Origin of the sequence: Streptomonospora halophila (genome assembly GCF_039542725.1) — a bacterium.
Lineage (GTDB): Bacteria > Actinomycetota > Actinomycetes > Streptosporangiales > Streptosporangiaceae > Streptomonospora > Streptomonospora halophila.
In genome coordinates, this window is record NZ_BAABIK010000016.1 from 88426 (window position 1) to 101062 (window position 12637).

Below are 12637 nucleotides of genomic sequence, written 5' to 3' on the forward strand. Positions count from 1 at the left end.
CCCAATCGTCACCGTGCGGTGGACACCTGCGTGTAGCTCGCACGGGGGACAGATCGGCGGGCGGCATCGCCGCTGCGCCCGGCCGCGGGAGGCGGCGGCCCGCGCCGGGGCGCCGCGCACCGCGCCGCACGAGGCGTCTCGGCGGCTCACAGGGGAACCGGCGGACGGGCGGGTGCCTTCCCCGCGCGGCCTCCCCCGCGGCCGCCTTCTTCGCGTACAGGCCGATCGCACGACCGCGCCGCCCGCTCGCGGACGAGCGGACGGCGCGGGTCCACGGGCGGCGCGGGTCGGCGGAACGGGCGCCCGGCCCGTTCGCGGCCGCCCAGATGCCGCCGATGACCGGCGCGCGGAAGGTCAGCGGACCGACGCAGCCGTCACCGGCCAGGCAGCCGCCCGCGCCGTTGCGACGAAGCGCGGGGTCAGCGCACCGGGTTGCCGTGGGCGCGCAGCTCGGCCTTGACGTCGGCGACGGTGAACTCGCCGAAGTGGAACACGCTGGCGGCCAGCACCGCGTCGGCGCCGGCGTCGACCGCCGGGGGGAAGTGGCCGACCTCGCCGGCTCCGCCGCTGGCGATCACCGGGATACCCACCACCGCGCGCACGGCCCGGATCAGCTCCAGGTCGAAGCCCGCGCGGGTGCCGTCGGCGTCCATGGAGTTCAGCAGCAGCTCGCCGGCGCCCAGCTCGGCGCCGCGGGCGGCCCATTCGACGGCGTCGATGCCGGTTCCGCGCCGACCGCCGTGCGTGGTGACCTCGAACCCGCTGGGGGTGGTGTGCTCACCCGCGGTGCGGCGCACGTCGGCGGACAGCACCAGGACCTGGCTGCCGAAGCGCTCGGCGATCTCCCGGATCAGCTCGGGGCGGGCGACGGCGGCCGTGTTGACGCCCACCTTGTCGGCGCCGGCGCGCAGCAGCCGGTCGACGTCTTCGGGGGTGCGCACTCCCCCGCCCACGGTCAGCGGGATGAAGACCTGCTCGGCGGTGCGGCGCACCACGTCGTAGGTGGTCTCGCGGTCGCCGCTGGAGGCCGTGACGTCCAGGAAGGTCAGCTCGTCGGCGCCCTCGGCGTCGTAGCGGCCGGCCAGCTCGACCGGGTCGCCGGCGTCGCGCAGGTTCTGGAAGTTGACGCCCTTGACCACCCGCCCGGCGTCGACGTCGAGGCAGGGGATGACGCGTACCGCGAGTGTCATGCCGCGCGCACCGCCTTCAGGGCCTCCTGCAGGGTGAAGGCGCCCTCGTAGAGTGCGGTGCCCATGATGGCGCCCTCCACTCCCTCGGATGTCAGCGCCGCGATGGCCGTCAGGTCGTCGAGCGTCGCGATGCCGCCGCTGGCGACCACGGGCTTGTCCGTGCGCCGGGCGACGGTGCGCAGCAGTTCCAGGTTGGGGCCCTTGAGCGTGCCGTCCTTGGTGACGTCGGTGACGACGTAGCGGGCGCAGCCCTCGGACTCCAGGCGGTCGAGGGTGGCGTCCAGGTCGCCGCCGTCGCGGGTCCAGCCGCGGGCGGCCAGGGTGGTGCCCCGCACGTCCAGGCCGATGGCGATGCGGTCGCCGTGCTCGGCGATGATGCGCGCGCACCAGTCGGGGTTCTCCAGTGCGGCGGTTCCGATGTTGACGCGCGTGCAGCCGGTGGCGAGAGCGGCGCCGAGCGACTCGTCGTCGCGGATGCCGCCGGAGAGCTCGACGCGGATGTCGACGCGGTCGACGATGCCGGCCAGCAGGTCGCGGTTGTGGCCGCGGCCGAACGCGGCGTCGAGGTCGACGAGGTGGATCCACTCCGCCCCGGCCCTCTGCCAGCCCAGCGCCGCCTGGAGGGGGTCGCCGTACTGGCCGCCGGAGCCGGCCTTGCCCTGGACGAGCTGGACGGCCTGCCCGCCCGCCACGTCGACGGCGGGCAGCAGTTCAAGGGTGGAGGACATGGGTGGCCTTACTCGTGGGTTGCGGTCGAAGGGCGGTGCGGGCCGGTCCGGGCGCCGCGGAGCCCCGTCACAGCGTGCCGACCCAGTTGGCCAGCACCCGGGCGCCGGCGTCGCCGGACTTCTCGGGGTGGAACTGGGTGGCCGCCAGCGGGCCGTTCTCCACGGCCGCCACGAAGGGGGTGCCGTGGGTGCTCCAGGTCACCAGGGGAGGCGCGATGTGCGGGGAGGCCGGCTCCAGCGTCCACTCCAGCACACCGTAGGAGTGCACGAAGTAGAAGCGCTCGTCGGCGCCGAGGCCGTCGAACAGCCGGCTTCCCTCGGGCGCCCGCAGGGTGTTCCAGCCCATGTGCGGCACGATGGGCGCCCGCAGCCGCTCCACCGTCCCGGGCCATTCGGCACAGCCCCGGCTGGCCACTCCGTGCTCGACGCCGCGGTCGAAGAGCACCTGCATGCCGACGCAGATCCCCAGCACCGGCCGGCCGCCGGCCAGTCTCTTGCCGATGACGCGGTCGCCGCCGGCGGCGCGCAGTCCCTCGCTGCACGCGGCGAAGGCGCCGACTCCGGGCACGACGAGGCCGTCGGCCTCCAGGGCGGCGTGCGGGTCGCCGGTGACGGCGACCTCGGCGCCGGTGCGTTCGACTGCGCGCTGGGCCGAGCGCAGGTTGCCCGAGCCGTAGTCCAGGATGACGACTCGCTTGCTCACGTTGCTCCCGCCTTTCCTCGGGTCGCGGTCGCCGGGGGCCCGGCGGCGGACGCCGGCCTCACCCGCCGAAGTAGCCCATGCGCAGGACCCCGGCCGCCACCGCCAGCAGCGCGCACACCGCGAGCGCGACCGCCAGGACCCGGTTGATCCTCCACATCGGAACCGTTCCCCCGGCCAGCAGCCCGCCCAGCGCAATGAGCAGAACGCCCCACACCTCGGTCACTACAGCGCGCCCTTGGTCGAGGGCACGCCGCTGACGCGGGGGTCGGGCTCGCAGGCCTGGCGCAGCGCCCGCGCGAGCGCCTTGAACTGGCACTCGACGATGTGGTGGGCGTTGCGCCCGTAGGGGACGTGGACGTGCAGGGCCACGCGGGCCTGGGCCACGAACGACTCCAGGATGTGGCGGGTCATCGTGGTGTCGTAGTCGCGGCCGATCACCGGCGCCATGCCCTCGGGCTCGCTGTGCACCAGGTAGGGCCGCCCCGAGACGTCCACGGTGACCTCGGCCAGCGCCTCGTCGAGTGGCACCTTGGCGTCGGCGAAGCGGCGGATGCCCGCCTTGTCGCCGAGGGCCTGGCCGAAGGCGGCGCCCAGCGCCAGCGCGGTGTCCTCCATCGTGTGGTGGGAGTCGATGTGCAGGTCGCCCTCGGTGCGCACGGTCAGGTCGAACAGGCCGTGCTTGGCGAGCTGGTCGAGCATGTGGTCGAAGAAGCCGACGCCGGTGGAGACGTCGGCGACCCCGCTGCCGTCCAGATCGATCCCGACGGCGACCTTGGTCTCCTTGGTTGCGCGCTCGACGCGGCCGGTGCGGCTCATGGCTTGCGGTCTCTCCTGCGGATCTGGGCGGGCGGGGCGGGACGGCGGGTGGGACGGCCGGTCGCGGCGGGCGGGGGCCCAATACCGCGCACTCGCCCACTCACCTCGCGGTCACTTCGAGCAACGCTGTGCGGAACGCCGACATTTCCTCGGGGGTGCCGACGGTGACGCGCAGCGTGTGCGGCGGCCCGACCTCGCGTACGAGCACGCCGCGCTCCAGCATCCCCCGCCACACCGCGGAGCGGTCGGCGAAGTCGCCGAAGAGAACGAAGTTGGCGTCGGATGCGGCCACGGCGAAGCCGTGCCCGCGCAGCCACTCCACCAGCGAGTCGCGCTCCTGTCGCAGCTGCTTGACCTGGCCCAGCAGCTCGTCGGCGAACTCAAGGGCGGTGGCGGCCACCACCTGGGTGATCGCGGAGAGATGGTAGGGCAGGCGCACCAGCTGCAGCGCGTCGACGACGGCGGGGTGAGCGGCCAGGTAGCCCACGCGGGCACCGGCCAGCGCGAAGGCCTTGGACATGGTGCGCGAGACGATCAGCCGGGGGTGCTCGGCGAGCAGCGTCAGCGCGCTGGGCGTGCCCTCGCGGCGGAACTCGGCGTAGGCCTCGTCGACGACGACCATGCCCGGGGCGGCCGCGGCCACCGCGGCGACGGTCTCCAGCGGCAGCGAGGCGCCGGTCGGGTTGTTCGGCGATGTCAAGAACACCACGTCGGGCCGGTGGCGGTGCACGGCGTCGACGGCGGCGCCGGCGTCGAGGCCGAAGTCGGTGCCGGTGCGGTCGACGGGGACCCAGTCGGTGCAGGTGACCCGGGAGATGACCGGGTGCATCGAGTAGGAGGGCTCGAACCCCAGGGCGGTGCGTCCGGGGCCGCCGAAGGCCTGCAGGATCTGCTGCAGGACCTCGTTGGACCCGTTGGCGGCCCAGACGCGGCCCGGGTCGAGCCCGTGGCCGAGGTAGTCGGCCAGGGCCGCGCGCAGGCGGGTGGCATCGCGGTCGGGGTAGCGGTTGAGCCCCGCGGCGGTCTGCTCGACGTTGCGGGCCAGTGCCGCCGCCAGCTCCGGCGAGGGGGCGTAGGGGTTCTCGTTGGTGTTCAGCGCGACGGGAACGTCCAGCTGCGGCGCGCCGTAGGGGCTGCGTCCGCGCAGGTCCTCGCGTAGCGGCAGGTCCTCCACGCCGATCCGATCCCGGTCGCCGCCGCCCTGGGGGCCGGCGGCGCTCACGTCTGCGCCTCCTGCCCGGCGCCGACGCGCACGGCCACCGCCTCGCCGTGGGCCGGGAGGTCTTCGGCCTCGGCCAGCGCACACACATGCGCGGCGGAGGCGGCCAGCGCCTCGCGCCCGTACTCGACGACGTGCACCCCGCGCAGGAAGGTCTGCACGCTCAGACCGGCGGTGTGCGCGGCGCTGCCGCCGGTGGGCAGCACGTGGTTGGAGCCCGCCAGGTAGTCGCCCAGGGAGACCGGCGAGTAGTGGCCCACGAAGACGGCGCCGGCGTTGCGCACGGCGGCGGCGTGGCCGGCGGAGTCGGCGGTCATGACCTCCAGGTGCTCGGCGGCGTAGGCGTCGACGACGGCCAGGCCGTGAGCGATGTCCTCGACCAGCACGATCCCCGACTGCGGTCCGCCCAGCGCCTCGGCGACGCGGTCGCTGTGGCGTGTGGCGGCCACGCGCGCGCCCAGCTCGGCCTCGACCTTGCCTGCCAGTTCCTCCGAGGGCGTGACCAGGACGGACGCGGCGACCACGTCGTGCTCGGCCTGGCTGACGAGGTCGGCGGCGACGTAGGCGGGGTCGGCGGTGTCGTCGGCCAGGACGGCGATCTCGGTGGGCCCGGCCTCGGCGTCGATGCCGATGACGCCCTTGAGCAGGCGCTTGGCGGCGGCCACCCAGATGTTGCCGGGGCCGGTGACCATGTCGGCGCGCTCGCACTCGCCGGCGCCGTAGGCGAACATCGCCACGGCCTGGGCTCCCCCGACGGCGTAGACCTCGTCGACGCCCAGCAGCGCGCAGGCGGCGAGGACCACGGGGTGCGGCAGGCCGCCGAACTCGGCCCGGGGCGGCGAGGTGACCGCCAGCGAGCCGACGCCGGCCTCCTGGGCCGGCACCACGTTCATCACGACGCTGGAGGGGTAGGCGGCCCGGCCGCCCGGGACGTAGAGGCCCACCCGGTTCACCGGCACCCAGCGCTCGGTGACGGTGCCTCCGGGCACCACGCTGGTGGTGGTGTCGGCGCGGCGCTGGTCGGCGTGGACGCGCCGGGTGCGCTCGATCGACTCCTCCAGGGCGGCTCTGACGCCGGGGTCCAGCGCCGCCAGCGCGGAGTCGAGCTCGGCGCGGGTGACGCGGACGCCGGTGAGCCGTACGCCGTCGAAGCGCTCGGTGAGCTCGACGAGCGCCTCGGTGCCGCGCAGGCGCACGTCCTCGCAGACGGACCGGACCTGTTCCATCGCGGCCGAGACGTCGGTGTCGGCGCGCGGGAGCAGCTCCCGCGGGTCGCCGGCGCTTCCTCGGAGGTCGATTCGGGAGATCACGGCTTCATTCTAGGGGCCGCGGCGGCGCCGGCGGGCCCCGCTCGGGTGCCGGCCGGGCCCGCCGCCCGGACCCGCGGATCCGAATTGAGGAAAGCCTTACCGAATGCCGGAGTATTAAGCTCCGCCTAACTTCGGAACACCTAACCTAAATCGCCTTGAGCAAGGTTTTCCTAAGTGTCCTGCACAACGTCCATATAAATCGACAAGCGAATTTCGGCGCGCTATCGTTAAAGCATGAACGCGATGACACGGACGCCCGAGCACGGCCTTTCAAAGTTCCACCGCCTCCTCCTCGACCAGGTAGGACACGAATTCACCGCATCGCACCAGTACTTCGCGCTGGCAGCCTGGTTCGACGACCGCGACCTTCCGGGCCTCGCCCGGGTCTTCTACCGGCAATCGCTGGAGGAGCGCGACCACGCCACCATGATGGTGCGGTATCTGATCGACAACGGCGTCTCCCCCGACATTCCCGGTGTCGGCGGAATCGAGACCGACTTCACGGGGCCGCGCGAACTCGTCGCTCTGGCGCTGCGCCAGGAGCAGCAGGTGACCGAGCAGATCAAGCAGCTCGCCAAGGCCGCCCGCGACGAGCACGACTACACCGGCGAGCAGTTCCTCAACTGGTTCCTGCAGGAGCAGGTCGAGGAGGTCTCGACCATGTCGACCCTGCTGAACGTCGTCGACCGCGGCAACGGCAACATGTTCGACGTCGAGACCTGGGTCAACCGCGAGCTGTCGTCGACCGGCGACGCCGCCGGCGCACCCGGCACCGCGGGCCCCTCGGTCAGCTGAGGCCGGCCGCCTCGACCGCGCGTCCCGGCCCTGCTGTGCGGCGCCCGACCCTCGGCGGGTGGGCGTTGCACAGTCGGGCATACTTGTGCAATGCCACACCGGTTGCCGCTCTTTCCGCTGAACAGCGTGCTGTTCCCGGGCGCGCCCCTGCCGCTGCGGGTGTTCGAGGAGCGCTACCGCCGCCTCATGGGCGACGTGCTCGACGATCCCGGCGACGCCGTATCGGGCACCTTCGGCGTCGTGGGGATCGAACTGGGCCAGGAGGTGGGCGAGACCTCGGCCCACCAGCTCGCCCACGTGGGCTGCACCGCCGAGGTCCGCACGGCCCGCCGGCACGCCGACGGCACGTTCGACGTGGTGGTCGAGGGCGGATCGCGCTTCCGCGTCGCCTCCGTCGAGGACCCAGGTCCCAAGGGGTATCTGCGCGCCGAGACCACCTTCCTGCCCGACGAGGTCGGAGAGGGCGCCGAGGACTACGCCGAGCGGGTCGGGCACCTGTTCAGCGTCTACTGCCGGCGCCTGCGCGGCCTCGGCGTCGGCGCCGAACCGCCCCGGGACCTCCCTTCGGCCCCTCTGCCGCTGTCCTATGCGGTCGCCGCGGCCATGGTGGTCGACCAGGGCGACAAGCAGCGGCTGCTGGAGGCCGACCACGCGGCCCAGCGCCTGCAGTTGGCCGCCGACCTGCTGCGCCGGGAGAACCGCGTGCTGACCTCCCTACCCGTCCTGCCTGCGGAGCACCTCCCCCAACCCGAGGTCGGCCTGAACTGAGACCGGAACGGGTGTGCCGGGCCGGTCGGCACGCACCGGAGGCAGCACCCACCCGGGCGGCGGCCGGCACCGCCGCCCACGACAGAGCGGAGGCCGCCGTGGGCGCCAAGCAGACTCCGGCGACGGCCGCGGCGCGCCGCGCCGGCATCGACTACCGGCTGCACCCCTACGTCGCCGCCGGCGGCGACGGTCCGGGATCCGCCTACGGCCAGGATGCGGCCCGCGCCCTCGGCGTCAGTCCCGACCGCGTGTTCAAGACGCTGGTGGCCGAGGTCGACGGGCGCCTGACGGTGGGAGTGGTGCCGGTCTCGGGCGGTCTGGACCTCAAGGCGCTGGCGGCCGCCGCGGGCGGCAAGCGCGCGACCATGGCCCAGGCGGCCGACGCCGAGCGCGCCACCGGCTACGTGGTCGGCGGGATCAGCCCTCTGGGCCAGCGCAGGCGGCTGCGCACCGTCGTCGACTCCTCGGCCGCCGACCACGGCACCGTGTTCGTCTCGGCGGGCCGCCGCGGCCTGCAGATGGAGCTGGCCCCCGCCGACCTGGTGCGCACCGCCGAAGCGACGTCCGCCCCCATAGCGGCGCACTGACCCCCGGCGCCCGCCCCGGTCGGCACCGCAGTCCCCGTGAGCGCGCCCCGCCGAGCGTGCTGCGCTCCGCCGCGCCGCACGGGCCGGGGGAAGTGGCGCGGTTCCACCCCGGGCGCCGCCCCCCGGGCACCGGCCCGCTGCGCCGGCCCTTCGCGCGCCATCGGCCCCGTGCGGGAGCGGATCCGCGTGCGAGCGGGGCCATGCGGCCTCTTTCCTCGGTGCCCCTTCCGACTTACGGTTGTCTCACCGAGGTGAATACAGCGGGGCGCGTGAAGGAGGCGCGATGGTCGCCGGGATCGTGTGGACCACGACGCTGGGCTACCTGGCAGTCGCCGCCTGCTACATCGTCACCAGGCTGGCGTACGCGCGCATCCGCCGCCGCGGGCCGCAGCGCCCGCCCGTGGGCACCGAGGACCTCGACTGCTTCGAACTGGCCATGCTCGCCGGCGGCCGCCAGCGTATGGGCGAGGTCGCGCTGGCCGAGCTGTATTTGAGCGGCCGAGCGGTCGCCCGCGGCCACGGGCTGGTCGCCCGGCCCCAGCATGCCGAGCAGCGGCCCGAGGGGCTCTCCTCGGCCCCCTTCACGCGCCTGCTCGACGCGCGGCTGGAGTCCTCCCGCTCCCTGGCGGCCGACCAGCTGGTGCGGCTGGCGGCCCGGGCCGACCCGGCCACGGCCGTGCTGTGGCGGCTGCGCCGGCTGGGCCTGTTCCTCTCGCCCGACCGGCTGGCGCGGGTCGCACTGCTGCGCACCGCCGCCTGGGGACTGCACATGCTCGTCGGCGCCCTGGGCGTGTTCGCCGGCGGCGGCGCGGTGCTGTGGGCCATGATCCCCGAGGGCGAGCGGATCGACGCGGTCCCGCTGGTGTTCGCCGGGGTGCTGATCACCTACCCGTCGCTGGTCTACGTCAGCGGGCGGCTCCTGGGCGGGATGCCGGGCGCCGTCGCCGTGTCGGCCGCGGTCGCCGCCGCCTCGATCCCCGTCGTGCCCGAACCGCGCGGTCCGGCGGCCCTGCTGGCGCTGCTGGCGGGCTGGTTGCTGCTGCACTTCCTCTACCGGCTTACCGGCAACAAGCTGGGCCCGCGCACCGCCGCCGGAGACGCCCTGCTGGCCGAGGCCCACGCACTGCCCGAAGGGGACGACTCCACCCAGGCGGCGCTGCGGTCCACCGCCCTCCTCGGGTTCCGCGCGCTGCGGCGCGGACGGCGCGCACGCCTGCGCGACGGCCCGACGCCGGAGTGCGCGGAGTTCGCGGCGGTGTGCTCGTTCGCGTCGGCGTGCGGCAGCGGGGTGGGCCGCCCCAACCACGGGCTCGGCGGCAACTTCGGCGGTGACGGCGGCCCCGGCGACTGGGGCGGCGAGGGCGCCGCTCCCCCGGCGGCCAGGCGCCGCACAGGACGCGGACCGGAGGCGGCCGCGTAGGCGAGCGAGTCCGAAGTCCGCTCAGGTCGCGGACATGGCGAAGGGGTGCCGCAGAGTCTTGATGGAACGAGACCCGGACACCCTTCCGACCGCACTCCGCGTCTTGCTGCTCAACCACGTCGTGCCCGACCGCGGGATCGGCACCCCGCCCCGCCTCTCCGGCCCGACCTGCTGTGCCCGGCCATCGCCCGGGCCCTGCTCGGCTACGGCTCCGCCCCGCTGCCCAGCGCCGCCTCGCGCGGGACCGTCGAACGCTCCGAGCCGGCCGGGCAGGCGGGATACGGCTTCTGCCGGGTCCCGACTACCCGGTCACGGTCGGCGACGGTCCTCGGGCCGGGCGGCGCGCCGGGACGGGAAGGCGCGCCGGCGGTGATCAGTCGCCGTGGACGACGATGACGATCTTTCCTCGCGTGCGTCCGCGCTGGGAGAGCGCGTGCGCCTCTCCGATCCGGTCGAGGGCGAAGACGCGCTCGATGCGCGGTGTGTAGCGGCCTCTCCGGCCCAGCTCCGCCGCTTCGGTCAACAGCGCAGGGTCGTTCTCCGCGTCGACGATGTGCGCTCCCAGCCGCGCCGCGTTGGCGTGGTCGGCGATCGTCGACACGCGCGAGGCGTCGCCGACGATCGCGACGAGGTCGGGCAGGGACCCGGAGGCGGCGGTGTCGAGCGCGACGTCGACACCGCCGGGAGCGAGGGCGGCCACGCGCCCGGCGAGCCCGGCGCCATAGGTGGTGGGGAGCGCGCCGAGCGAGGCGAGGAACGCGTGGGTGCGCTCGCTGGCCGTCCCGATGACGGTGGCGCCGTGGGCGAGTGCGAACTCGACGGCCGCGCTGCCCACGCCTCCCGCGGCGCCCTCGATGAGCAGGGTGCGCCCCTGCAGCGGGCCGAGCGCCTTCAGCCCGCCCATCGCCGTCACTGCCGCCAAGCCGGCGCCGGCGGACTGCTCGTCGCTCCACGTGCCGGGTGCGGGGGCCCATGCCGAGAGCACGGCGAACTCCGCGGTCGCGCCGGTGACACCGCCCAGGCCGAAGACGCGGTCGCCGATCTCCACCCCCTGCACCCCGTCACCGATCTCGTCGACGACGCCGGCGGCGTCACGGCCGGGGATCGCAGGCAGGTCCAGGGGCAGCCAGTCGCGCGCGGCACCGGTCCGCAGCTTCCAGTCGACGGGGTTGACGCCGGCGGCCGCGACACGGATGCGGATTTCGCCGGGGCCGGGGTGCGGTTGCGGTACCTGCTCGACCACGAGGGTCTCCACACCGCCGTACTCGTGGAAGCGAACTGCACGCATGACGTCTCCTTTGCGGAGTGCTGGGAATGCCCGGCGATCGCCGGCGTCGGCCACGCTAGGACCTGCCATGGGCGTCAGGGGCAAATCCGGTCCGGGGCGTGGGCGCCGCCGCGGACACGGGGTGAGCGCCGGTGCGGGGCGGGCCCGGCGGCGCGCCGCCGCGGCCGCCGGAGCGTCCGCGATTCGGCGCCGCGCGGTCCGCTCAGCCGGACCCGCGCGCCTGGTCGCCGCCCTCGGGCGCGGCGTGCCGCGAGTGCACCGCCGCGGGCGGGTCCGCCGCGGACGCGTCCGCACCGTCCTCGGCGAGGTGGCGCTGCGCGGGAAGGTCGCCGCGCCACAGGCTCACCGCGTCGAAGAGCGCGTACTGCAGCACCGCCACGAACGGCCAGGCCATCAGGGCGCTGAGCGCGTCCAGCCGCAGCCCGGAGCGGATCACGGCGCCCGGGCTCGCGGACTCCACCGCCCGCTGGAACTCCGCGGCGTCGATGAGGGTGCCCGTCTGCCACGCGGCGAGGGACCCCAGCAGGGATCCGGCCGCCATGCCCAGCAGGCAGGCCATGCGCAAGTCGGTCGCGTCGCGCGCCGCCAGCCGGTACTGGAGGATGTAGACGGCGTAGCCGCACACCAGTCCGGCCCCCATCATGATGAGCGCGAAGTAGCCGTCGACGGCGAAGGCGGTCTCGGAGAGGGGAAAGGGCAGGATTCCGCCGTCGCGCCCGACGGTGACCCGCGGACGCGGGGCCAGCAGCCACCACAGCAGGCCCAGCGGCAGCCCCAGCACGGCCGTACAGCCCAGGACGGTACCGCCCACGGTGAGTCTCCGGCGGGTCATCGGCCGCCGCACCCCCTTGTCCGGTCGGGTCTCTTGCCTACTTTCCGGTCTCCGCGGTGGGAAAACCGGTCGTGCCGGGTCCGGTGGGGAACGACAATGGCCCTCATGCCACCGACCGCTGATGCCCCAGAACCCCCGTCGACGGCCGAAGCCGCCCGAATTCCCCCGCCGCCCGTACCCAGGACGGACGCGCCGACATCGGCGGACGAGCGCACCATGCTCACGGCCTGGCTGGACTGGCACCGCTCAACCGTATGGGAGAAATGTGCGGGTCTGCGCCGGGACCTCGCGGCGGCCTCCCCGCTGCCGACCTCTCCGCTGATGTCGGTGGGCGGCGTCGTCGCGCACCTGTGCTGGGTGGAGTACGCCTGGTTCGAGATGTGCCTGACGGGCCGCACCGACCGTGGGCCCTATACCGCCGAGGGCCCCGGCGGGGAGTGGCGGCGGGGCGCCGAGCGGCCGCCGGCCGAGCTGCTGGCGGCCTACGCCGACCAGTGCGAGCGCTCCCGCGGCATCGCCGAAGCGCTGGAGATGGACGACTCGGGGCGCGCGTCCGACGGACGCACGGTGACGCTGCGCTGGGTGCTGGTGCACATGATCGAGGAGACCGCACGCCACAACGGCCATCTGGACGTCCTGCGCGAACTGGCCGACGGCACCACCGGGGAGTGACAGTGGACGGGCGCTCGTGACCTCAGAGGAGCGTGGTCCACAAGCCCCGCCACAGTCGTGTCCGCCCGGCGGGCGCGTGCCGCCGGAACCGGCGACAGCACGGCGGGCGGTACCCGTCACGACCGATCACCACGCCGCCGTGGTCGACCACCCCGGCCCTGACCCGGCCGATGCGGCCCCCGGCGGGCCGCGACCGGTCCCCGTCCGGCCGACCCCGCCCGCCGCTCGCCCCGGGCACTCACGCGCGGCTGCGGGCGCGGGTCCGCGCTCTGTTCACGCGCGGCGCGGACCCGCACCCGGCCGGGACGG

Annotated in this window: 14 protein-coding genes; 5 read left to right on the forward strand and 9 right to left on the reverse strand. The window is 74.7% G+C overall.

Annotated features, from left to right (window positions below):
* Positions 1–419: 419 nt before the first annotated feature.
* From hisF to hisD, 7 genes are all read right to left on the reverse strand, one after another.
* Positions 420–1190: an imidazole glycerol phosphate synthase subunit HisF gene (hisF, locus tag ABEA15_RS15040; RefSeq protein ID WP_345557108.1), complete on the reverse strand. Its 771-nt coding sequence runs from the start codon at positions 1188–1190 to the stop codon at positions 420–422.
* A complete protein-coding gene (gene priA / locus ABEA15_RS15045; RefSeq protein ID WP_344145839.1) occupies positions 1187–1918 on the reverse strand; it encodes a bifunctional 1-(5-phosphoribosyl)-5-((5-phosphoribosylamino)methylideneamino)imidazole-4-carboxamide isomerase/phosphoribosylanthranilate isomerase PriA in 732 nt (243 codons plus the stop codon). The genes hisF and priA overlap by 4 nt, the downstream gene beginning before the upstream one ends.
* Positions 1919–1985: 67 nt before the next feature.
* Positions 1986–2621: an imidazole glycerol phosphate synthase subunit HisH gene (hisH, locus tag ABEA15_RS15050; protein WP_344145842.1), complete on the reverse strand. Its 636-nt coding sequence runs from the start codon at positions 2619–2621 to the stop codon at positions 1986–1988.
* Between the two features lie 58 nt (positions 2622–2679).
* Entirely contained in the window at positions 2680–2844 is a 165-nt protein-coding gene (locus tag ABEA15_RS15055; protein ID WP_345557109.1) for a hypothetical protein, read from the reverse strand.
* Positions 2844–3437, reverse strand: coding sequence for an imidazoleglycerol-phosphate dehydratase HisB (gene hisB, locus ABEA15_RS15060; RefSeq protein WP_345557110.1), 594 nt, complete (start codon positions 3435–3437; stop codon positions 2844–2846). Before hisB ends, ABEA15_RS15055 begins: the two co-directional genes overlap by 1 nt.
* Before the next feature lie 100 nt (positions 3438–3537).
* Positions 3538–4617, reverse strand: a complete 1080-nt coding sequence (locus ABEA15_RS15065) for a histidinol-phosphate transaminase (RefSeq protein WP_345557140.1) — start codon at positions 4615–4617, stop codon at positions 3538–3540.
* Between the two features lie 38 nt (positions 4618–4655).
* Entirely contained in the window at positions 4656–5966 is a 1311-nt protein-coding gene (gene hisD / locus ABEA15_RS15070) for a histidinol dehydrogenase (RefSeq protein ID WP_345557111.1), read from the reverse strand.
* Between the two features lie 234 nt (positions 5967–6200).
* Between hisD and ABEA15_RS15075 the strand changes: the two genes are divergently transcribed.
* From ABEA15_RS15075 to ABEA15_RS15090, 4 genes are all read left to right on the forward strand, one after another.
* On the forward strand, positions 6201–6761 hold the full coding sequence (locus ABEA15_RS15075; protein WP_344145850.1) for a ferritin: 561 nt from the start codon (positions 6201–6203) through the stop codon (positions 6759–6761).
* Between the two features lie 90 nt (positions 6762–6851).
* The gene (locus ABEA15_RS15080) at positions 6852–7529 is read left to right on the forward strand and encodes an LON peptidase substrate-binding domain-containing protein (RefSeq protein WP_345557112.1); all 678 of its coding nucleotides are present in this window, start codon (positions 6852–6854) and stop codon (positions 7527–7529) included.
* 98 nt (positions 7530–7627) lie between these two features.
* Positions 7628–8116, forward strand: coding sequence for a Cys-tRNA(Pro) deacylase (gene ybaK / locus ABEA15_RS15085; protein ID WP_344145856.1), 489 nt, complete (start codon positions 7628–7630; stop codon positions 8114–8116).
* A 283-nt stretch (positions 8117–8399) separates the two neighbouring features.
* On the forward strand, positions 8400–9536 hold the full coding sequence (locus ABEA15_RS15090; RefSeq protein ID WP_344145859.1) for a TIGR04222 domain-containing membrane protein: 1137 nt from the start codon (positions 8400–8402) through the stop codon (positions 9534–9536).
* 373 nt (positions 9537–9909) lie between these two features.
* Here ABEA15_RS15090 and ABEA15_RS15095 read toward each other — a convergent pair whose 3' ends face one another.
* On the reverse strand, positions 9910–10824 hold the full coding sequence (locus ABEA15_RS15095; RefSeq protein WP_345557113.1) for an NADP-dependent oxidoreductase: 915 nt from the start codon (positions 10822–10824) through the stop codon (positions 9910–9912).
* 202 nt (positions 10825–11026) lie between these two features.
* The gene (locus tag ABEA15_RS15100) at positions 11027–11656 is read right to left on the reverse strand and encodes a hypothetical protein (protein ID WP_345557114.1); all 630 of its coding nucleotides are present in this window, start codon (positions 11654–11656) and stop codon (positions 11027–11029) included.
* 216 nt (positions 11657–11872) lie between these two features.
* Between ABEA15_RS15100 and ABEA15_RS15105 the strand changes: the two genes are divergently transcribed.
* Positions 11873–12328: a DinB family protein gene (locus ABEA15_RS15105; RefSeq protein ID WP_345557115.1), complete on the forward strand. Its 456-nt coding sequence runs from the start codon at positions 11873–11875 to the stop codon at positions 12326–12328.
* Positions 12329–12637: the final 309 nt, after the last annotated feature.

Coding starts and splice junctions, on each gene's coding strand:
- ABEA15_RS15090 (WP_344145859.1), top strand. CDS start 8,400: ATGGTCGCCGGGATCGTGTGGACCACGACGCTGGGCTACCTGGCAGTC.
- hisF (WP_345557108.1), bottom strand. CDS start 1,190: ATGACACTCGCGGTACGCGTCATCCCCTGCCTCGACGTCGACGCCGGG.
- ABEA15_RS15095 (WP_345557113.1), bottom strand. CDS start 10,824: ATGCGTGCAGTTCGCTTCCACGAGTACGGCGGTGTGGAGACCCTCGTG.
- hisB (WP_345557110.1), bottom strand. CDS start 3,437: ATGAGCCGCACCGGCCGCGTCGAGCGCGCAACCAAGGAGACCAAGGTC.
- ABEA15_RS15105 (WP_345557115.1), top strand. CDS start 11,873: ATGCTCACGGCCTGGCTGGACTGGCACCGCTCAACCGTATGGGAGAAA.
- ABEA15_RS15075 (WP_344145850.1), top strand. CDS start 6,201: ATGAACGCGATGACACGGACGCCCGAGCACGGCCTTTCAAAGTTCCAC.
- ABEA15_RS15080 (WP_345557112.1), top strand. CDS start 6,852: ATGCCACACCGGTTGCCGCTCTTTCCGCTGAACAGCGTGCTGTTCCCG.
- ABEA15_RS15100 (WP_345557114.1), bottom strand. CDS start 11,656: ATGACCCGCCGGAGACTCACCGTGGGCGGTACCGTCCTGGGCTGTACG.
- priA (WP_344145839.1), bottom strand. CDS start 1,918: ATGTCCTCCACCCTTGAACTGCTGCCCGCCGTCGACGTGGCGGGCGGG.